Source organism: Streptomyces sp. 2P-4 (assembly GCF_030167965.1).
Taxonomy (GTDB): Bacteria; Actinomycetota; Actinomycetes; order Streptomycetales; family Streptomycetaceae; genus Streptomyces; species Streptomyces globosus_A.
In genome coordinates, this window is record NZ_CP095011.1 from 5,873,686 (window position 1) to 5,894,399 (window position 20,714).

Consider the following 20,714-nt stretch of genomic DNA (forward strand, 5'->3'; position numbering starts at 1 on the left):
GGCCCTGCGGTCCAGTAGACAACGGTCACGGGGCCCGGCAGCGGCGGGCACCGGACCGGCCCGAAGGACCGCGGGGCCCGGCCACTGTTCTAAAGTCGTTCTCTGTGACAGGACGTACAAGCACACGAAGGCGGACCCAGTGAGCGGCGACGGCGGACAGCGGGCCCAGGGGCCGCTCGGCACGGCCTTGGTGATCATTCCGACCTTCAACGAGGCGGAGAACATCGCGCCGATCGTCTCCCGGGTGCGGGCCGCCGTGCCCGAGGCACACATCCTGGTCGCGGACGACAACAGCCCCGACGGCACCGGCAAGATCGCCGACGAGCTCGCCGCCGGCGACGACCACGTGCACGTCCTGCACCGCAAGGGCAAGGAAGGGCTCGGCGCCGCCTACCTGGCGGGTTTCGCCTGGGGCCTGGAGCGCGACTTCGGCGTCCTCGTGGAGATGGACGCCGACGGCTCCCACCAGCCGGAGGAGCTGCCCCGGCTGCTCACCGCGCTGGCCGGCGCCGACCTGGTGCTGGGCTCCCGCTGGGTGCCGGGCGGCCGGGTGGTCAACTGGCCGAAGAGCCGCGAGTTCCTCTCCCGCGGCGGCTCGACGTACTCGCGGCTGATGCTGGACGTCCCGATCCGGGACGTGACCGGCGGCTACCGGGCCTTCCGGCGGGAGACGCTGGAGGGGCTGGGCCTGACCGAGGTCGCCTCCGCGGGGTACTGCTTCCAGGTGGACCTGGCCCGCCGCGCCGTGCGGGCCGGATTCCGGGTCGTGGAGGTGCCCATCACCTTCGTCGAGCGCGAGTTCGGCGACAGCAAGATGAGCCGGGACATCGTCGTCGAGGCGCTGTGGCGGGTCACCCAGTGGGGGCTCCAGTCGCACGCGGCCAAGCTGGCCGGCCTCGACAGAGGCCGTGACAAGGGCCGTGACAAGGGTCGCGCCGAGGGGCACGGCAAGGGGCACGGCAAGGGGCACGGCAAGGGCCGCGCCGAGGAGGCCGACGGCTCCTGACCGGCCGGGGCCGGGCCCCTAGGGGACGCCCCCGACCTGCGGCTGAGGCCGCACTTACGCCGCTGCGGGCACACTGGATGCCATGATGACCGGCTCTTCACCCGCTCCGGCGGCCGCCGCCCGGCGGCGCAAGCCCGCCCGTACGTTCCTGCCCCTTGCGGTTGCCGCCTGGCTGATCCTGGAGATCTGGCTGCTGGGCCTCGTCGCGGACGCCGCGGGCGGGCCGGCGGTCGCGGTGATCGTCGCGGGCGGCATCGTGCTCGGCGCCGTCGTGGTCAAGCGGGCCGGGCGCCGCGCCTTCCGGAACCTGGCCGACACCTTCCAGCAGGCGCAGGCCTCGCCGGAGGCCCAGGCCGCGCAGCCCTCCGCGGGCCGCCGGTCCGGCTCGGGCAACGCCCTGACGATGCTGGCCGGGCTGCTGTTCATGCTGCCGGGCCTGGTCTCCGACGCGGCCGCGCTGCTGCTGCTGGTGCCGCCCGTCCGCGCCTGGATCGGCCGGCGGACGGCGCGCTCGCTGGAGCGCCGGATGAACGCGGCGCAGGCAGGCACCTTCGCCGACGCCTTCCAGCAGGCCCGCATCCATCACCCCGACGGCAAGGTCGTCCCCGGCGAGGTGATCCGGGAGGACGCGCCGCAGGAGCCGGGCCCCCGCCGGCGCCCGCCGCTGACGCCCTGACCGGTCGCGTCCTCACCTGCCGCACCCTGACCGGCCGCGCCCGGCCCGGGTCGCGACCGCGCCGCCCGGGCAGAACCGAGGGGCCCCCGCCACAGTGTGGCGGGGGCCCTCGGGTCGTACGTACTGCGTGTCCGGCCGTCAGGCGGACTTGCGGCTGTCGCGCGGGTGCACGGCGATGTTCATGGCGCCGGAACGCAGGACCGCCAGCCTCTCGGCCAGCACCTCCTCCAGTTCCTCGCGGGTGCGCCGCTCCATGAGCATGTCCCAGTGCGTTCGCGCAGGCTTGCCCTTCTTCTCCTCGGGCCCGTCCCCGTCCACGAGGAGTGCCATGGCGCCGCACGCCTTGCACTCCCACTCCGGCGGAATCTCTGCCTCAACCGAGAACGGCATCTCGAATCGATGTCCGTTCTGGCATGCGTACTCCACCGCCTGGCGCGGGGCCAGATCGATGCCGCGGTCCGTCTCGTAGCTGGTAACCACGAGCCGCGTACCGCGGAGAGCTCGCTCACTCATGAATCGTGCCTCCCGGGCTTGTCGCCCACAGGACAGGTGTCGCTGTCGTCGTCATCCGGTCAACGTCCGGTCGGCGGTATAGATTCCCGCTCCGGGTGATGCGTCGCCCGTCGTGCCGCCCCTTGTTGTACCCACCAATGCCCGTTTTGTCACATCTGGCAGCAGATGTCACCCAACGTCTTCACTTCTGCAGCACGCAGTAACGGTCCGCCTGGCAGGCCAAAGGCGTATACTACCGGCCACGCGCCGCCACGGCGAAATCCGTTCGGAATTCGCATGCGCATCCGGCCTCCCGCCCCGCCGCGGAGGTGTCCCGATCCGCGTCAGATCCGGTCGGGAACAGGATTGCCCGCCGCCTCCACCGCGCGCCGCATCGGCACCCGCGCCAGCAGCACGAAACCCAGTGCGAAGAACACCACCAGCGAGATGATCGCGTCCCGGTAGCTGCCCGTGACCTGGTACGTCAGCCCGAAGACCAGCGGCCCGATCCAGCTCAGCCCCCGGTCGCTCATCTCGTAGGCCGAAAAGTACTCGGCCTCCTTGCCCGCCGGGACCAGCTGGGAGAACAGCGACCGCGACAGCGCCTGGCTGCCGCCCAGCACCAGCCCGATCATCGCGGCCAGCGCGAAGAACCACCCCGGCGTGCCCGCCGGCAGGAAGTATCCGGCGAACAGCGTCAGCGCCCAGGCCGCCAGCGACCCCAGGATCGTCCGCTTCGCACCGAACCGCCCGGCCAGCCGGCCCATCCCCAGCGCGCCCGCCACCGCCAGCACCTGCACCAGCAGGACCGCCGCGATCAGCGTCGACTGCTCCAGCCCCAGCTCCTCCGCGCCGTACACCGACGCCTGCGAGATCACCGTCTGCACGCCGTCGTTGTAGACCAGGTACGCCAGCAGGAACGACAGCGTCAGCGGATAGCGCCGCATGTCCTTGAACGTCGCCACCAGCTGCTTCCAGCCGCTGACCGCGGGCCCGGCGCCCGGCTCCCGCACCACCCCCCGGTCCCGCAGCCGGCGCAGCGGCACCAGCGCGAACGCCCCCCACCACACACCCGCCGACGCCAGGCAGATCCGTATCGCCATGCCCTCCGACAGCCCGAAGGAGTCGTGCCCCAGGTACAGGCCCAGGTTCGCCACCAGCATCAGCGAGCCCGCGGTGTAGCCGAAGGCCCAGCCGCGCGAGGAGACCGCGTCGCGCTCGTCCGGCGTCGAGATCTGCGGCAGGTAGGCGTTGTAGACCACCATCGACACCGACAGCGAGGCGTTCGCCACGACGAGCAGCAGCCCGCCCAGCAGGTACCGGTCGCCTTCGAGGAAGAACATCCCCGCCGTCGCCACCGCACCCGTGTACGCCGCTGCCGCGAGCAGCGGCTTCTTGCGGCCCGTCCGGTCCGCCAAGGCGCCCACCAGCGGCATCACCAGCACCGCCAGCACCACCGACGCGGACACCGAGTACGCGAAGAACGAGCCCGCCCGCACCGGGATCCCCAGCGGGTGCACGAACCCCTCCGCGTCGGCGGCCGCCTTCGCCACCGACGTCAGGTACGGCCCCAGGAACAGGGTGAGCACGCTCGCCGAGTACACGGACACCGCGAAGTCGTAGAAGTACCAGCCCTGCTGCTCGCGCTTGCGCCCGGCGGCCTCCTTCGCCGCCGTCGCCGCTCTGCCGCCCTCGGCGGCGGGATCCGCCCCGTCTGCCGTCTGCGCGCTCATGGGCGCCCCCTCGCTGGTCCCCGTCACCGCACGGCACCCGGAACGCTGACGCGGCGGCCCGCGGCCGTCAGGCCCAGACCCCGCGCCGGTCCAGCACCGTGCGCAAGATGTCGATCCGGTCGGTCATGATGCCATCGACTCCCAGGTCGAGGAGAGCCTCCATGCGTTCCGGTTCGTTCACGGTCCACACGTGCACCTGCAGGCCCCGCGCGTGCGCCGTCCGCACGAACCGCCGGTCCACCACCCGCAAGCCGCCCTGCGTCTCCGGCACCTGCGCCGCCACCGCGCCCGCGCGCAGCGCCGCCGGGATCGCCAGCGAGCGCAGCCGCAGCCCCACCACACCGCGCACCCCGTACGACGTCGCCAGCCGCGGCCCCGCCATCCGCTGCGCCCGGGCCACCCGGCCCTCCGAGAACGAGCCCACGCACACCCGGTCCCACACCCGCGCCCGCGCGATCAGGTTCAGCAGCGGATGCAGCGCCGACTCCGCCTTCACGTCGACGTTCCAGCGGGCCGCGGGGAACTCCTCCAGCAGTTCCTCGAACAGCACCAGCGGCTCGCTGCCGCCCACCCGCACCGCCCGCAGATCCTTCCAGTACCGCTCGGCTATGCGGCCCCGGCCGTCGGTGACCCGGTCCAGCGTCGCGTCGTGGAAGGCGACCAGCTTCCCGTCCGCGGTGGCGTGCACGTCCGTCTCGAAGTACCGGTAGCCCGCGTCGGCGGCCCGGCGGAACGCCGCGGCCGTGTTCTCCAGCCCGTCCGCGGCGCCGCCCCGGTGGGCGAAGGGGATGACCGGGCCCGGGTGGTCCAGGTAAGGGTGGCGAAGGGGTGCGTCTGTCACCGCCGCAGTATGCCTCCTCCGGCGCCCGGACCGCCGCCCTCCGCAGGCCCCGGCCCGCGCCACCGGCCGGCCCCGACCCTGGCCCGGCCGGCACCGGCATGGCAGGCTGGACCCCGCGACCGATCCAATTCCCGGCCGCCCCGGCACCGGCGGTGGCCAATCCGACGAAAGTGGACCGACGACATGGCGGAGTGGACTTCGGCGGTGGGTGCCTCCCAGCTCGCCCGGCTCATCACCTCCCAGCAGGAGCGGCCCGGCGTCCCCGGGGCGCGCAAGCCCCCCGCGTACCGCTCCCTGGCCGACGGCATCCGCCTCCTCGTCCTCGAAGGGCGCGTGCCCGTCGCCGCCCGCCTCCCCGCCGAACGCGAGCTGGCCGCCGCGCTCTCCCTCTCCCGTACCACCGTCGCCGCCGCCTACGAGGCCCTGCGCGGCGAGGGGTTCCTCGAATCGCGCCGCGGAGCAGGCAGCTGGACCTCCGTCCCCGCCGGCAACCCGCTGCCCGCACGCGGACTGGAGCCCCTCCCGCCGGAATCCCTCGGCTCCATGATCGACCTCGGCTGTGCGGCGCTCCCCGCCCCGGAGCCCTGGCTCACCAAGGCCGTCCAGGGGGCCCTCGAGGAACTCCCGCCGTACGCCCACACCCACGGCGACTACCCCGCCGGGCTCCCCGCGCTGCGCCGCATGCTCGCCGACCGCTACACCGACCGCGGCATCCCCACCATGCCCGAGCAGATCATGGTCACCACCGGCGCGATGGGCGCCATGGACGCCATCTGCAGCCTCTTCGCCGGACGCGGCGAGCGCATCGCCGTCGAATCCCCCTCCTACGCCAACATCCTCCAGCTCATGCGCGCCGCCGGACTCCGCCTCGTCCCCGTCGCCATGGCCGACGGCCTCACCGGCTGGGACCTGGCCGTCTGGCGGCAGGTCCTGCGCGACGCCGCCCCCCGCCTCGCGTACGTCGTCGCCGACTTCCACAACCCCACCGGCGCCCTCGCGTCCGCCGAGCAGCGCCGCGCCATGGTCGAGGCGGCCCGCTCCGCCGGCACCGTCCTCGTCGTCGACGAGACCATGGCCGAGCTCGGGCTCGACCCGGCCCTGGAGATGCCCCGCCCCGTCTGCTCCCACGACCCGGCCGGCTCCACCGTCATCACCGTCGGCTCGGCCAGCAAGGCCTTCTGGGCGGGCATGCGCATCGGCTGGGTCCGCGCCGCCCCCGACGTCATCCGCAGCCTCGTCGCCGCACGCGCGTACGCCGACCTCGGCACCCCGGTCCTCGAACAGCTCGCCGTGAACTGGCTCATGCGGACCGGCGGCTGGCAGGAGGCCGTCGCGCTGCGCCGCGAGCAGGCCCGCGAGAACCGCGACGCGCTGGTCGCCGCCGTCCGCCGGGAGCTGCCCGACTGGGAGTTCGAGGTGCCGCGGGGCGGCCTCACCCTGTGGGCGCGGGCCGGCGGGCTCTCCGGCTCCCGCCTCGCCGAGGTGGGGGAGCGGGTCGGCGTCCGCGTCCCCTCCGGGCCCCGGTTCGGCGTCGACGGCGCGTTCGAGGGGTACGTACGGCTGCCGTTCACCGTCGGCGGGCCCGTCGCCGAGGAAGCCGCCGTCCGCCTGGCGGCCGCCGCCCGGCTGGTCGGCACCGGCGCCGGCGGCAGCGGGGCCGAGCCGCCCCGCACCTTCGTCGCGTAACCCCCCGGGGGCTACGGCGCCTCCGCCGCCTCCGGCACCGCCTCCGCGCCGACCGCCGCAGCCTTGGACCGCCCCGGCGCCTGCGCCCGGACCTGGCCCGCCCCGCCCGGACCCGACCGCCCCGGCAGCAGCTCCAGCACCGCCTGCCGGTGCGCCGGGTTCGCCGCCTCGTCGTACGGGTCCGGGGTGGCCGGCACCTGCAGCCGGTGCACCGGACCCGACCCCAGCCGTACGTACCCCCGCCCCGGCGGGACGTGTGCCGTCGGCGTCGTGTGCGGGGGCAGCCCCAGCACGTCCGCCACCTGCTGCACCGACACCGCACCCAGCACCACCCGCGCCCGCGTGTGCTGCCACACCGTGTCGTCCAGCAGCTCCAGGTGGTCGAACTGCTCGGCCACGACCACCGTCACGTGCGCCGCCCGCCCGTGCCGCAGCGGCACCTGGAGCCGGGCCAGCGGATCGGGCGCCCCCTCCGCCGCCGCCAGGTGCGCCAGCACCGTCGGCCGGTCCATCAGGATCCACAGGGGCCGCCGCACGTCCTCGGAGACCGTGCCGCCCGTCTCCCGCGCCCGGTGCGCGGCGATCAGCCGCCGCTCCGTCTCGTGCGCCGCCCACTCCAGGGTCGCCAGCGCCCCCGCGGGCCCGCCCTCCACCGCGAGCACACCGGCGCGCCCGGCCAGGCACGCGTACTCCCCGGTTCCCCCGCCCTCCACGACCAGCACGTCGCCGCCGTGCCGCAGCGCCTGCAGGGCGACCGACCGCAGCAGCGTCGACGCACCGCTGCCGGGATGGCCCACCGCCAGCAGGTGCGGCTCGGTGGAGCGCGGCCCCGTCCGCCACAGGACCGGCGGTACGTCGCGCTGCTCGCCGTCCTCCGACACGGGCAGCGTGCGCCGCACCCCGTCCGCGTCCGTGAAGCCGAGGACGGTCTCGCCGGGCGAGGTGACGAACGGCTGGGCCGCGATCCCCGTCGGCAGCGCCGGCAGCACCCGCACGTCCAGCCGGTTCCCCTCCTCGTCCCAGTCGAACAGGTACTCGCGGCCGCGCCCCGACTTCGCGTGCAGCAGCGTCTCGATGCGGGCCCGGGAGGCGGCCTCGCCGTCGGTGAAGTACGCCGGGTAGCGGATCCGGAGCCGGGTGAGGCGGCCCGACTCGTCGAACGCGTAGTCGCCGAACGCCCGCTCCCAGCCCGCCCCGTGCGCGAAGAGCGGCTCGGGGTCCTCGGGCACCGAGAAGTACGGGACGAGTGCCTCGTACAGGGAGCCGAGCCGCTCCGCCTCGGCAGGCGCGGGCCCCGTCCGGGCGGGGGCCCGCTCCCGCCCCCGCCAGGCCGCCGCCGCCATCAGCGCGGCGAGGGCCAGGGCGGGCCCGTACGGGGCGACCGCGACGACCAGCACGCAGGCCGCGCCGAGGAACAGCGCGGGACCACGCTTGTCCTTCGGGGTCGCGGCCCACCTGGCCCGCCCGGCCGCCGCCAGGATCCGCAGCCCGCGCCCGATGACCAGGAGCGGATGGAGGACGTCCGTGGCGCCGTCGGCGGCCTTGCGGACGAGGTCGCGCCCCCGGGCCGCCGACAGCTTGCCGCCGGACGGGAAGCGGGGGAGGGGGAGCCGGGCCACGGGCGTCTCCTGTGGTTCTGGTGCGGCGGGACGGGGGCGGCTAGAGCTTGATCCCGCCGAGCAGGCTCGCGAGGCTCGCCGTGCTCGCCGTGATGCTCGGCGCGATGGCGGACCCGGCGAGGAAGAAGCCGAACAGCGCGCAGACGAAGGCGTGCGACAGCTTCATCCCGTCCTTCTTGAAGAAGAGGAACGCGATGACGCCGAGCAGGACCACGCCCGAGATGGAGAGGATCATGTGAGTTCTCCTGGTGAGTGGGGGACAGTCACCATCAGTTGTCCCTACCTCACAGGAAGTATCAATGCGATAAAAGGTGCATACGGGTGAATTGGCCGCTCTTTCACTTGACCGGACCAGCTCCGCTGGCGGAGACCCGCCGCCGACGCTGTGCCCGGCGGCCCGCCCCGCACTGCCCGGACCCCGGACGCGCCCCCGTCCCCGCAGGTCCGGGCGCTACGCTGGCGCTCACCCGTACGGGCGCGCACCCACCGCGCCGCCCCGCGGGCCACGACCAGGACCCGCACCCCGAGCGAAAGGCGGCAACCGACCGATGAGCGAGCACCAGCCCACCGACGGCGGCTCCCAGGGCGCCCCCGACGAGGACGTCATCGAGCTGGCCACCAAGGTCTTCGACCTCGCCCGCCAGGGGGAGACCGAGACGCTCGCCGCCTACCTCGACGCGGGCGTCCCCGCCAACCTCACCAACGACCGCGGCGACACCCTCGTCATGCTCGCCGCCTACCACGGCCACGCCGGCACCGTCACCGCCCTCCTCCAGCGCGGCGCCGAGGCCGACCGCGCCAACGACCGCGGCCAGACCCCGCTCGCCGGCGCCGTCTTCAAGGGCGAGGAGGCCGTCATCCGCGCCCTCCTCGCCGGCGGCGCCGACCCGCACGCCGGCACCCCGTCCGCCGTGGACACCGCCCGCATGTTCGCCAAGGCAGACCTGCTCGAACTCTTCGGAGCGAAGTAGTCCGTTTTCGGCCGTGAGCTGGCACGGTGTGACCGGCCGCCCACCTCACGGGTTGGTCACGGCGGCCGTAAATGTGGTCGCGGCACACAAACCGGCTGGGTCATCATGGCGTCGGATTCGATTCGTGAGCTCGGCAGACGGGCAGGGGGGAGGACACGAAGCGTGTCCGAACCCCATCCCTGCGGAACCGGCCGCCAGGCCGCGAAGCACCGAAGAGAGTGAGAAGGCAATGGTCTACATCGAGCGGAACACGACGGCGAACGTCCTCACATGCTGTTACGCGGCCCTGTGAACCCTGATTCCCGGTTGCGTCCCCAGCTTGATGTGAGGCCATTCCCATGTTCGAACCAGTCATAGCGCCAAGCGGCACCCTGCTCGGCCTCCTCCAGCGGGGCCGCGGCGACGGCACCCTGCACGCACTCGCGGCCCCCCGGCCCGAGGCCCTCCAGGCACTCAACCAGTGCGTGCTCCGTGACCCGCGCCAGGACTGGCAGGTCGAGAACCGCTCGCTCTACTACGCCCGCCTGTACCTCGACCTCGACGGGCCCCTCGGCGAGATCGAAAGCCACCTCTTCGGCGCCGACGACCTCGTCGACGACTCCGAGCAGCGCACCGGCCTCGCCCTGTCCGTCCTCGGACACCTCGCCTCCTACGGCCGCGACGACGCCCTGATGCTGCTGCGCCGCTACGCCGCCTCCGGAGCCAACTGGTCCTGGGCCCTCGACGAGCTCGCCCTGCGCGACGACGACGAGGGACTGCTCTCCCTCGCCGCGCCCGTCCTCGCCCGCTTCCCCGACACCCCCGAGGGTGGGGCGCGGCTGGCCGCCGCCGTCCGCGACGCCTACGAGCCGCGGCCCTGGTGCCTGTGGGAGGAGACCCCCGAGCACGGCGCCCGCCTCGGCGCCGCACGCCGACAGGGCTCCTTCGACCGCTGGCAGCGCCAGCTCACCCCCAACGGCCCGCGTCCCGGCTGGGGCGTCCTCGCCGTCTTCGACTGGGCCGCCGAAGGCCTGCGCCGCGGCACCCCCCTGCACGTGCCCGCCGCGCGCTGCCTCGCCGCCGTGGCCTCCCCCGAGGACCGCGGCACCATCCTGGCCGCTGCCGCGGGAACCCTCGGCGACGCCGCCCGCGCCACCGCCCTGCACCACCTCGTCGTCGCCGAACCGGAGAACCCGGCCGTCCTCGACCTCATCGAAGCCGCTGCCGACGAGCCCGCCGTCGCCGCCTACGAGCGCATGTGCGGACCCGTCGCCCTCGAACGGGCCCGCGGCTGGGTCCACCGCCCCGACGCCCTCGGCGAAGCCGCCGCCGCACTCCTCGCCGCCCACGGCGGCCCCGGCGACGCCCCCCTCGTCCTCGGCGCCCTCCGCGACACCGTCCGCGGCTCCGGCCCCGACTCCCGCCGCCTCTACGCCCTGGTCGACGGCGCCGGCCGGCTCTCCATCGGCTGCGCGGCCCCGGTGCTGCGCCACATCTACCGCGAGACGGCCTCCTCCCACCTGCGCGGCCGCGCCGCCCGCGCCCTGGCGGGCACGGACCCCTCCTTCGCGGCGGGCTTCGCCGTCGAGTGCCTGTGGGACTGCGAGGAGACCACCCGCGAGGTCGCGGCCCACCACGCCGAAACCGCGGACGCCCGCGTCGCCCCCCGCCTCCGCCGCCTGGCCGCGGACCCGGCGGAGGAAGAGGACGTCCAGTCGGCAGTCCGCAGCCGCATCACACCGGAATCGGCGGTGTAGGGGGCCGGCCGCAGTCCGGCAGACCAGCGAACGGCGCTCCTTCCGGAAGTCGGAAGGGGCGCCGTTCGGGTGGGGGCGGCGGGTGGGAAGGCCGCAGCGGGAACGGTGGGCCGGAGCCGGCCGATCGGCTCCCGCCCGCTCCGCCGCCGCCCCTGCCGCCCCGCCCCTACCACCCCGCCGCCGTGAACCGGACCGGCACCCCCGGCCGGGCCTGGGCCGCCGCATCCAATGCCGGGCCCGGGGGGACGACGCCCACCACCGGGTACCCGCCCGTCACCGGGTGGTCCGCCAGGAAGACCACCGGGAGGCCGTCCGGCGGGACCTGGACCGCGCCCAGGACCATGCCCTCGCTCGGGAGTTCGCCGCCGCACGAGCGGAGCAGCCGCGGACCCGCCTCCGTGCGGAGGCCGATGCGGTTCGACTCCGGGGAGACCCGGTACGGCGAGCGCCACAGCGCGGCCAGCGAAGCCGGGCTGAACCAGTCGGCCCGCGGGCCCGGCCTGAGGGGCAGCACCAGCTCGGCCGGGGGTGCCGGGACCCGCAGGGCGTCGGCACCGCGCACCGGATCCGGGCCGGCGGGCCCCACCGGCAGGAGCGTGCCCGCCTCGGGAAGCGGGGGGCCCAGCCCGGACAGGACATCGGTCGAGCGACTGCCGAGGACCGGCCGCACGGCGAAGCCGCCCCGCACCGCCACGTAGCTGCGCACCCCCGATGCCGCCCGGCCGACGTCCAGCTCCGCCCCCGCCGGGATGCGGACCGGCTCCCCCCAGGCCACCGGCCGGCCGGACACCCGTACAGGACACGGCGCACCCGTGACCGCCACGACGACCCCCGACCCCGGCGGGCCGCATGCCCGCAGGGCGGTGCCGTCCAGCGTCGTCTCCAGGGCGGCGGTGTCCGGCCGGTTGCCCAGCAGCCGGTTGGCCAGGGCGAGCGCCTCCGCGTCCAGGGCGCCCGAGCGCGGCACGCCCAGGTGGGCGTGGCCGGGCCGGCCCTGGTCCTGGAGGGTGGTCAGCGCCCCCGGGCGCAGCACCTCCATCCACAGGCCGCCGCCGGTCCCGCTCATGCGCCTGCCTCCTCGAACCGCACCCGCGTCCCGGGTGCGAACAGCGCCGCCGGTTCGCGCCGCGGGTCCCACAGCACGGCGTCGGTCGTGCCGATGAGCTGCCAGCCGCCGGGGGAGGAGCGCGGGTACACCCCGGCGTACTCGCCTGCCAGCGCGAGGGAGCCGGCCGGGACGGCGGTGCGCGGAGTGGCCCGCCGGGGCGGGTGGAAGCGTTCGGGGAGCCCCGTCAGATAGCCGAAGCCGGGCGCGAACCCGCAGAACGCCACCCGGAAGACGACCGATCCCACGACCTCGGCGACCTCCCGCTCCGCGACCCGCCACAGCCGGGCGACATCGGCCAGGTCCGGCCCGTCGTAGCGGACGGGGACGGTGGCCAGCGGGCCCTGCTCCTCCGCCAGCGGCGGCACCCGCCAACCGGTGATCCGCGCGGCGAGCGCCCCCGGGTCCCGCACCCCGTCCAGGAGCACGGTCCGCGCCGCGGGCACCACGTCCCGTACGGGTCCCAGCTCGCCGGCGGCGCGCCGGCGCAGCACCTCCGCGTGGAGGGCGGCCGCCTCCGCGGCGGTGCCGACCTCGACGAGCACCGCCTCGGCGCCGACGACGAGGGCCCTCGCCGGGCCTGCTCCCGGCCCGGCGCGGCGCCCGGCGGCGCGGGTCATGCGAAGGCCTCGACGCGGATCCCGGCGGCGGCGAGCGCCTCCCGCACGCGTCCGGCGAGCGCGGCCGCGCCCGGGGTGTCGCCGTGCACGCACAGGGAGAGCGCAGCGACGGCGACGCGGCTGCCGTCGGCGGCGGGGACGGCGCCCTCCGCGGCCATCGCCACGGCGCGGGCGACGACCGCGTCGGGGTCGTGCAGGACGGCGCCGGGCTCGCCCCGCGGGACCAGCGTCCCGGCCCCGGTGTAGGCCCGGTCCGCGAACGCCTCCGGTATGGGCGTCAGGCCCGCGTCGGCGGCCGCGGCGAGGAGCAGCGACCCGGGAAGCCCGAGCACCGGCAGGTCCGCGTCCGGTCCGGCCGCGATGCGGACCCCGGCGGCGACGGCGGCGGCCTGGGCGGCGTCGTGGACGGTGCGGTTGTAGAGCGCGCCGTGCGGCTTGACGTACGACACACGGGAGCCGGCCGCACGTGCGAAGACCTCCAGCGCCCCGATCTGGTAGGCGATCTCGTCGGCCAGCTCGCCCGGCGGCACGTCCATCGGCCGGCGCCCGAACCCGGCGAGGTCCCGGTAGGACACCTGCGCCCCGATCCGCACGCCGCGCGCGGCGGCCAGCTCGCAGACCCGCCGCATGATCGACGGGTCGCCGGCGTGGAACCCGCACGCCACGTTGGCGCTGGTGACGACGGAGAGCAGCGCCTCGTCGTCGGTGAGCGTCCAGCGTCCGAAGCCCTCGCCCAGGTCGGCGTTGAGGTCGACCGCACGTGTGATCATGGATGCCATGCCGTGAGCCTAGAACAACACTCGCCCCCCATGACGGGGACCGATCGTGCCGAACCATGCCGTTTGGGATGTTGTCCCTGCGAGCGCCTAATCTTTGTCCGTGACTCTCCCCGCCCCGGCGAAGACCCTTCCGTCCCCGGCGCCGGGCCCGGCCGCCGACGAGGGCCTGGCCCGGCGGCTGCGCGCGCTCGCCTGCACCGCCCCGCTCCACGACCTCGACGTCCGCAAGGCGAACCTCGCCGGCGAGTACGGCACGTACGCGATGGCGGAGGTCGCGCTCGCCGCGATCGACCTGGTCACGCTGCACATGGACTTCGACACCGGCGCCGACCACGAGCAGATAGTGGCCAGGCTGCTGCCGCGCGTCGCGGCCCAGGCCCCGGAGCGGCCGGCCGCGGAGCACGAGCGGGTGGCGCGCTGGGTCCTGGAGAACCTGGTCAACGTCGGCAGTGTCGACCGCGGCTTCCGCGCGATCTACGGCACGTTCGGCCCGGACGGCGCCTACGTACGGCGCGACTACGACTTCAAGCTGATCGAGGAAGTTCCCGGCTACGGGGGCGGGGTCTACCTGCGGACCACGGACGAGGCCGTCAACGTCCTGGTCGGCGCCCTCGACACCGACGTCACCAGCGCCCAGATCGCGGCCGAGGTGAAGCTGGAGGTCCTCGTCAGCCGCGGCCGGCTCGCGGACGCCCAGCTCGCCGCCGAGCAGGCCCGCTACCGCACCGTGCAGTACGCGGAGACGCTGCGCCGCACCCTGGAGGCGACGCGGCGCAACGTACGGGCGGTTGACTGGCTGCGGTCCGTGCCCGACATGATCGAGGAGGCCCTCGACCACGTCGCGGACCGCTACCGGCACGAGAACGCGATCCTGACGAACATCCGCAAGGCCCGCGACGAGGCCGAGGAGCCGGAGAACAAGCGGCGGGCCGCCGAACTCGTCGACATCGTCAAGGACTGCATCCGCCGCCACACCCAGCTGCAGTCCCGGCTGCTGGACGCCGGCCCGCTGTTCCGGGCGGAGCAGGACCGGCAGGCGTTCGCGGCACCCGCGCCGCGCTCCGGCATCGACCTGTACGGGCAGCTCGTGGCGCCGGTGCTGCCGCTGCCGGTCGCGGAGGCCAGGCGCGTCACCGACGCGTTCTTCGCGGCGGGCACGGGCCTGCGCACGCCGGTGTCCGTGCGCGTCGCGGACCTGGTGGAGCTGCTGCTGACGCCGCCCGTGGAGCGGGAGCACCTCGGCGCGGAGATGCCCGAGCCCGACCTGATCGCCACCCCGGACGACAGCCGCTTCAGCGAGGAGCAGCTCGCCGCCGCCACCGAGCTCCTGGACCTGCCGCACGACGCGCCGCGGCGCCTGTCGGGCCTGCTCGCGCAGGCGCGGCGCAGCGACCCGGAGCTGCCGTACCTGGTGGCGCTGCTCGCCGTCCACGCGGCGAGCCCGGCCGTCGGCACCGCCTACCGCCAGGGCGAGGAGCGGCTGCTGTTCGCGGTGGACGACGGCACGGAGCTGGACGACCCGGAGTTCGGCGGCGCCGACCTGATCGTCGGCACGGCCCTGCTGGACGCGGCCGCGATGACCGCCGACCGGACGGAGGCGCAGTGACGCCCCCGGCAGCCGCCGCCACCGCAGCCGGGGCGGACCCGTCCGCCGCTGCCGCGGCCGCACCCGCCGGGGGCGGCCGGGCTCCGACGTACGCCGCCGCACCGGCGGCACCGCGCCCCCGCGCGACCACCGCACCCCAGGAGAGGCAGTACCCGTGAGCGACCACCACGCCGAGCACCCCGCGTGGAGCGAGGCCGACGCGCCGGCGGCGCCGGCCCCCCCGGCCGGCTCGCACGTCACCCCCGCGGACGCCGCCGACGCGGCCCGCCTCGTCGCGTTCGGCCTGCAGCCCAAGCTGCAGCCCGCCCGCGACGCCGAGTACGCCGACCTGCTGCGCCGCTACCGCGAGGACCCGGCCTTCGGCCGCCTCGCCGACGCCGTCGCCACCGGGCTCGGCCTGGTCGTCCTGGAGGTGTCCCCGCGCGCCGGCATGGCCGTCACCGCCGGGGAGGACTCCGTCTTCGCGGTCCGCATGGGCGACTACGCCCGCCGCACGGCCGCCGACTCCGGCGACCGGTTCCTGCACGGCCTGGCCCACCTCGCCATCGCCGCGCTCGCCTTCCCCCGGCCCGAGGACCTCGCCGACGACGGATACGTCGGCCGGGTCACCGTCAACGGCGTCGACGCGTTCGTCCGACAGGCCTGCCGCCGCCTGGAAGAGCGGGCCGAGGAGCTCGGCGAGAACACCGACCCGGCCTCCGACGCCCCCGGCCTGGAGGCCGCCTGGCGCGTCTACGCCCGCCGCAGCTCCACCGGCGCCACCAAGGACGCCCGCCGCCTCGCCGGATCCACCACCGGCATCGTCGGCAAGGCCGCCGCCTTCCTCACCGACTCCGGGTTCCTCCAGCGCACCGGCGACGACTCCGGCGGCACCTACCGCACCACCCCCCGCTACCAGCTCCAGGTCCGCGACATGGCGGGCACCGCGGCCATGGCCGAACTCCTGGAACTCGGCGTGGTCCCCGTCAGCGACGGCACCGCGAGCCTCCTCCCGCCGCCCGAGGGCGACGACCTGGAGCTCGCGCCCGACGCCGGACTGCCCTTCCACGGCTGAACCCCGGCCCGCACCCGGTCCGCGGGCCCGCGCCCGCCCCGGGCACGCGGCCCGCCCCGGCCCCGCCGACCCCCGTCCTCCCGTACCGCCACCCACGAGACACCACGAGAGCCCGCCGCCATGTACGAGCTGTCCCGGATCCGCCTCTACTCCATCGGGCCCGCCGGCGCACGCTACGCCGACACCGTGCTCGACCTGCGCGGAGTGGGCGAGCCGGTGCCCCACCCGGCGCCCGCCCAGGCGGAGTTCTTCGCGGACGAGCCCACCGGCCCGCCGCGCCGCCCCGCACCCGCCGGCGTGCTGTTCCTGGAGAACGGCGGCGGCAAGTCCGTCCTCCTCAAGCTGATCTTCTCGGTGATGCTGCCCGGCCACCGCAACACCCTCGGCGGCGCCAGCTCCGGCGTGCTGCGCAAGTTCCTGCTCGCCGACGACTGCGGGCACGTCGCCCTGGAGTGGCAGCACACCCAGACCGGCGAGTGCGTCGTCGTCGGCAAGGTCAGCGAATGGCGCGGCCGCCAGGTCTCCAACGACCCCCGCAAGTTCGCCGAGGCCTGGTACTCCTTCCGGCCCGGCCCCGGCCTCAGCCTGGACAACCTGCCGGTCGCCGAGGCCACCGCCGTCCGCCCGCCCGTCGAGGGGGCCTCCGGCGCGCAGGGCCGCCGCCGCACCATGAAGGGCTTCCGCGACGCCCTGACCGAGGCGGGCAAGGCGTACCCGCACCTGGAGGTGTACTTCGAGGAGATCCACGACCGCTGGAACGAGCACCTCACCGAGCTGGGCCTCGACCCGGAGCTCTTCCGCTACCAGCGCGAGATGAACGCCGACGAGGGCGAGGCCGCCGGACTGTTCGCGGTGAAGAAGGACTCCGACTTCACCGACCTGCTGCTGCGCGCCGTCACCGACACCCGCGACACCGACGGCCTCGCCGACCTCGTCCACGGCTTCGGCAACAAGCTCGGCCGGCGCGCCGAGCTGATGGCCGAACGGGACTTCACCGCCGGCTCCGTCGACCTCCTCGGGAAGATCGTCGAAGCAGCCGAGACCCGCTCCCGGCTCCGCGACGTCCACGCCGGCGCCGAGCGCCGCACCCGCACCCTCGCCCGCCGGCTCTCCGCGCGCGCCGCCGAGGAGCGGGCCCGCGCCGCCGACCTCGCCCAGCGGGTCACCGACGCCGCCCACGCCGTCACCGCTGCCGAGGCCGCCCGCGGCCGCAGCGCCGCCGTCTCCGCCGAACTCGCCTACCGGCACGCCTCGCTGGCCCTGGCCGTCGCCGAGAAGGCCGCCACCGCCCAGCGCCGCGAGCTGCTGGAGGCGCGCACCCTGCACGCCGCCTGGCAGGCCGCCGAGACCGTGCTCCGCCACCGGGCCGCGGCCGACCGCTCCGCCCGCGTCGCCGCCGCCATCCTGGAGGCCGAGCGGGACGCCGCTCCCGCCCTCGCCGCCCGCGCCTCCGCAGCCGCAGCCCTCGTCCGCGCCCTGCACACCGCCGCCGAAGAGGGCGAACGCACCGCCAACGAGGAGGAGGAGCGCTCCGCCGCACTCCAGGCCGCCGGAGAAGCCGCCCACCGCGACGCCACCGCCGCCGCCACCGCCGCGCAGCGGGCCCGCAGCGAGGCCGAGCACCTGCGGGCCCGCCTCGCCGAGGTCCGGCAGGAGACCGCCGAGGCCGTCCGCGCCGGCTGGCTCGACGACTCCGCCCCCGACGCCGACCCGGCCCGCGCAGCCCTGGCCGCCAGCGACGCCGAAGCCGCCGCCGTGGCCGCCTGGGACACAGCCCGCGAGGCCGCCCGCGCCGCCGCCGACACCGCCCGCGAGGCGGCCGCCGCGGAATCCCGCGCCGAACTCACCGCCGCCCGCGCCGCGGACGCCGCCGAAGCCGCCGAGGCCGCGCACCGCGCCGAGCGGCTCGCCGCGGCCTCCCTGGCCGCCGCGCCCCGCCTGGCCGCTCTCCTCGGCCTGCCGTCCGCGCCCGGACGGGCCCCCGTCCCCGGCCCCCGCTCCGGCGGCGACACCCCCGCCGGCGGATCCGCCCCGGCCGACCCCCCGGCGGGCGGGCTGACCGCGGAGGACCTCGACCGCACCGCCGAGGAGCTGCACTCCCTCCTCACCGACGCGGTCGCCTCCGCCGAACGCCAGCTGTTCGACCTGCGCACCGCCGCCGCCGACGACGCCCGCATCCTCGGCGCGCTGGGCGACGGCGGCCTGCTGCCCCCCGGCCCCGACGTCCTCGCGACCGTCGAGTACCTCGGCGAGCACGGCATCCCCGCCCTGCCCGGCTGGCGCTACCTCGCCCAGTCCGTCGACCCCGCCGACCACGCCGCGGTCCTCGCCGCCCGCCCCGAACTCGTCGACGGCGTCGTCATCACCGACCCCGACACCCACGCCCGCGCCCGCGAGGTCCTCGCCGGGGCCGCGCTGCTGCCCCGCTCCACCGTCGCCGTCGGCACCGCCGCCGCCCTCCTCGCCCCCGTCCCGGCGGCCGGGGACGACGCCGGAGTGTTCCTCGTCCCGCCGAACCCGGCCATGCACGACGAGCACGCCGCCGACGAGGAGCGCCGCGCGCTCCGCGACCGCGCCACCGCCCGCGACACCGAGATCCGCGAGCTCGCCGCCCGCCTCGCCGGGGACCGCGAGCTCGCCGCCCGCCTCGCCTCCTGGCGCACCGGCTGCCCGCCCGGCCGACTCGCCGAACTCGCCGGACAGGCCGCCGCCGCCCGCACCTTCGCCCAGGAGGCCGACGCCGAGCTCGCCGAGGCCCGCACCGCCCGGGCCGAGGCCGACGAGGCCAACGCCGACGCCGCCCGCGTCCGCGACGAACGCCAGGACGCCGCCCAGCGCGCCCGCCGCGCCGCCGACATCCTCGCCGGCCTCGCCTCCCGGCTGCGCGAGCGCGCCACCTGGCAGGTCCGCGTCCGCGAACTCGCCGACGACGCCGCCGAAGCCGAGGCCCGCGCGGAGATGTGTTTGGAGCGGGCCCGCGCCGCCGACGAGGACCGCCGCGCCGCCCAGCGCGCCGCCGACGACGCCCGGCGCACCGCCCGCGCCCTGCGCGCCGAGCGCGCCGAGATCGCCGGCGCCCCCGAGGCCCTGCCCGAGGACCCCGGCCAGGCGGCCCCGCAGCGCCCCCTGCCCGACCTCCGCGAGGCCTACCGGGCCGCCTCCCGGCTCTACGAGAAGGTCGGCGTCGGCGCCGACCTGCGGGCCGAGCAGGCCCGCGCCGAGTCCGACGAGAGCGCCGCCCTCGCCGAACTCGACCGGCTCACCAACAAGGTCCGCACCCGCGCCGCCCAGCTGCTCGAAGGCACCGACGGCGCCGACGGCCCCTCCCGGCAGGCGGCCGCCTCCCGCGCCGAATCCCTCGTCCAGATGCTGGAGGCACGCGCCTCCGCCGCCAGCGAGCAGCTCGGCCGGCTCCGCGGGGAGGCCGAGCGCCACGCCCCGGCCGACGGCGAGGCCCACACGGACCTCCCCGAGGAGATGGTCCCCGAGGACGTCGACCAGGCGCAGGCCATGCTGCGCAACGCGACCGCCCAGCTCGCCGCGCACGCCGCGGCCGTCGAGAGCGCCCGCGCCGCCCACGCCGACCTGCTGCGCGCCCACCGCACCGCCGAGGACGGCGCCGGAGGCTTCGACGAGACCGCTGCGATGCTGCGGGACCTGCTGCGCGACCACGCCCCGCAGGACGACGAGCAGGAGCCGGCGCCCCACCCGGGGACCCTGGAGGAGGCCCGGCAGTCCGCCGCCGAGGCCCGCCGCTCGCTGCGCGGCTGCGCCGCGGACCTCTCGGCCGCCGAGACCGCCGTCCGCGAGGCCGGCGACGTCCTCGTCCGGCACGCCAACGCCACCCGCTACGAGCAGGTGCGCACCCCCGCCCGGCAGCAGATCCGCGAACTGCCCGCCTCCGCCCTGCCCGAGCACGCGGCGGCCTGGGCTGCGGCCTTCGCACCCCGCCTGCGCGTCCTCACCGACGAGCTCGCCCAGCTGGAGCGCAACCGGGACAGCATCGTCGACCGGCTCCGCGGACTGGTCGAGTCCGCCCTGGCGACGCTGCGTTCCGCCCAGCGGCTCTCCCGGCTCCCCGAGGGCCTCGGCGAATGGTCGGGCCAGGAGTTCCTGCGGATCCGCTTCGAGGAGCCCGACCCGGCCACGCTCACCGAGCGGCTCGGCGAGGTCATCGACGACGCCACCCGCTCCGCGGTCAGGAAGAACGCCGCATTCGGCGAGGGCCGCCGCGACGGCATGTCCCTCCTCCTGCGCGGCGTCCAGGCGGCCCTGGAGCCCAAGGGCGTCTCGGTGGAGATCCTCAAGCCGGACGCGGTGCTGCGCGCGGAGCGGGTCCCCGTCGGCCAGATGGGCGACGTGTTCTCCGGCGGGCAGCTGCTGACCGCCGCCATCGCGCTCTACTGCACGATGGCGGCGCTCCGCAGCAACGACCGCGGCCGCGACAAGCACCGGCACGCCGGCACCCTGTTCCTCGACAACCCCATCGGGCGCGCCAACGCCACGTACCTGCTGGAGCTCCAGCGGGCCGTCTCGGACGCCCTCGGCGTCCAGCTCCTGTACACCACGGGGCTGTTCGACACCACGGCGCTGGCCGAGTTCCCGCTGGTCATCCGGCTGCGCAACGACGCCGACCTGAGGGCGGGCCTGAAGTACATCAGCGTCGAGGAGCACCTGCGGCCCGGCCTGCCGCAGCAGTCCGCGGAGGGCGAGGCGATCCACGGCGAGATCACCGCGACCCGCATGTTCCGCCGGTCGACCGCCGCCACCTGACCCGGCCCGGCCGGCCG

General features: G+C 76.1%; 16 protein-coding genes. 8 read left to right on the top strand and 8 right to left on the bottom strand.

Annotated features, from left to right (window positions below; all coding sequences use genetic code 11):
• Nucleotides 1-139: 139 nt before the first annotated feature.
• Together MUK52_RS26140 and fxsA are read left to right on the top strand one after the other, a co-directional pair.
• Nucleotides 140-1,006, top strand: a complete 867-nt coding sequence (locus MUK52_RS26140; protein ID WP_284580536.1) for a polyprenol monophosphomannose synthase — start codon at nucleotides 140-142, stop codon at nucleotides 1,004-1,006.
• A gap of 85 nt (nucleotides 1,007-1,091) precedes the next feature.
• The gene (fxsA, locus tag MUK52_RS26145) at nucleotides 1,092-1,682 is read left to right on the top strand and encodes an FxsA family membrane protein (RefSeq protein WP_114056692.1); all 591 of its coding nucleotides are present in this window, start codon (nucleotides 1,092-1,094) and stop codon (nucleotides 1,680-1,682) included.
• Between the two features lie 138 nt (nucleotides 1,683-1,820).
• Here the strand turns inward: fxsA and MUK52_RS26150 are convergent, their stop codons facing one another.
• The 3 genes from MUK52_RS26150 to MUK52_RS26160 form a co-directional block, all read right to left on the bottom strand.
• Nucleotides 1,821-2,195, bottom strand: a complete 375-nt coding sequence (locus MUK52_RS26150) for an RNA polymerase-binding protein RbpA (RefSeq protein ID WP_007262928.1) — start codon at nucleotides 2,193-2,195, stop codon at nucleotides 1,821-1,823.
• 323 nt (nucleotides 2,196-2,518) lie between these two features.
• Complete coding sequence (locus MUK52_RS26155) at nucleotides 2,519-3,907, bottom strand: MFS transporter (RefSeq protein ID WP_284580572.1); 1,389 nt, start codon at nucleotides 3,905-3,907, stop codon at nucleotides 2,519-2,521.
• Between the two features lie 67 nt (nucleotides 3,908-3,974).
• Nucleotides 3,975-4,748, bottom strand: coding sequence for a glycerophosphodiester phosphodiesterase family protein (locus MUK52_RS26160; RefSeq protein ID WP_284580574.1), 774 nt, complete (start codon nucleotides 4,746-4,748; stop codon nucleotides 3,975-3,977).
• 183 nt (nucleotides 4,749-4,931) lie between these two features.
• Here MUK52_RS26160 and MUK52_RS26165 point away from each other — a divergent pair, with 183 nt between their 5' ends.
• Complete coding sequence (locus MUK52_RS26165; protein WP_114056689.1) at nucleotides 4,932-6,434, top strand: SCO1417 family PLP biosynthesis transcription factor; 1,503 nt, start codon at nucleotides 4,932-4,934, stop codon at nucleotides 6,432-6,434.
• A gap of 11 nt (nucleotides 6,435-6,445) precedes the next feature.
• Here MUK52_RS26165 and MUK52_RS26170 read toward each other — a convergent pair whose 3' ends face one another.
• Both MUK52_RS26170 and MUK52_RS26175 read right to left on the bottom strand, forming a co-directional pair.
• Nucleotides 6,446-8,053, bottom strand: coding sequence for a hypothetical protein (locus MUK52_RS26170; protein WP_246042642.1), 1,608 nt, complete (start codon nucleotides 8,051-8,053; stop codon nucleotides 6,446-6,448).
• Between the two features lie 40 nt (nucleotides 8,054-8,093).
• A complete protein-coding gene (locus MUK52_RS26175; protein ID WP_114056688.1) occupies nucleotides 8,094-8,288 on the bottom strand; it encodes a hypothetical protein in 195 nt (64 codons plus the stop codon).
• A gap of 313 nt (nucleotides 8,289-8,601) precedes the next feature.
• Between MUK52_RS26175 and MUK52_RS26180 the strand changes: the two genes are divergently transcribed.
• Together MUK52_RS26180 and MUK52_RS26185 are read left to right on the top strand one after the other, a co-directional pair.
• Nucleotides 8,602-9,024 (top strand): ankyrin repeat domain-containing protein, encoded by a 423-nt coding sequence (locus MUK52_RS26180; protein WP_114056687.1) that lies wholly within the window; start codon nucleotides 8,602-8,604, stop codon nucleotides 9,022-9,024.
• Between the two features lie 338 nt (nucleotides 9,025-9,362).
• Nucleotides 9,363-10,760: a HEAT repeat domain-containing protein gene (locus tag MUK52_RS26185; RefSeq protein ID WP_114056686.1), complete on the top strand. Its 1,398-nt coding sequence runs from the start codon at nucleotides 9,363-9,365 to the stop codon at nucleotides 10,758-10,760.
• A gap of 166 nt (nucleotides 10,761-10,926) precedes the next feature.
• On the opposite strand, the gene MUK52_RS26190 is transcribed toward MUK52_RS26185, so the two are convergent.
• From MUK52_RS26190 to MUK52_RS26200, 3 genes are read right to left on the bottom strand one after another with little or no spacing between them, the layout of a single operon-like run.
• Entirely contained in the window at nucleotides 10,927-11,826 is a 900-nt protein-coding gene (locus tag MUK52_RS26190) for a 5-oxoprolinase subunit C family protein (RefSeq protein ID WP_284580580.1), read from the bottom strand.
• Nucleotides 11,823-12,485, bottom strand: a complete 663-nt coding sequence (locus tag MUK52_RS26195; RefSeq protein WP_114056685.1) for a 5-oxoprolinase subunit B family protein — start codon at nucleotides 12,483-12,485, stop codon at nucleotides 11,823-11,825. Before MUK52_RS26195 ends, MUK52_RS26190 begins: the two co-directional genes overlap by 4 nt.
• Nucleotides 12,482-13,255, bottom strand: a complete 774-nt coding sequence (locus tag MUK52_RS26200) for a LamB/YcsF family protein (RefSeq protein ID WP_114058809.1) — start codon at nucleotides 13,253-13,255, stop codon at nucleotides 12,482-12,484. The genes MUK52_RS26195 and MUK52_RS26200 overlap by 4 nt, the downstream gene beginning before the upstream one ends.
• A 109-nt stretch (nucleotides 13,256-13,364) precedes the next feature.
• On the opposite strand from MUK52_RS26200, the gene MUK52_RS26205 reads away from it, so the two are divergent.
• The 3 genes from MUK52_RS26205 to MUK52_RS26215 all read left to right on the top strand — a co-directional run bounded on the left by MUK52_RS26205 (nucleotide 13,365) and on the right by MUK52_RS26215 (nucleotide 20,697).
• The gene (locus MUK52_RS26205; protein ID WP_246042640.1) at nucleotides 13,365-14,870 is read left to right on the top strand and encodes a hypothetical protein; all 1,506 of its coding nucleotides are present in this window, start codon (nucleotides 13,365-13,367) and stop codon (nucleotides 14,868-14,870) included.
• Between the two features lie 154 nt (nucleotides 14,871-15,024).
• Nucleotides 15,025-15,924 (top strand): hypothetical protein, encoded by a 900-nt coding sequence (locus MUK52_RS26210; protein ID WP_125547287.1) that lies wholly within the window; start codon nucleotides 15,025-15,027, stop codon nucleotides 15,922-15,924.
• Between the two features lie 120 nt (nucleotides 15,925-16,044).
• Entirely contained in the window at nucleotides 16,045-20,697 is a 4,653-nt protein-coding gene (locus MUK52_RS26215; RefSeq protein WP_114056682.1) for a hypothetical protein, read from the top strand.
• Nucleotides 20,698-20,714: the final 17 nt, after the last annotated feature.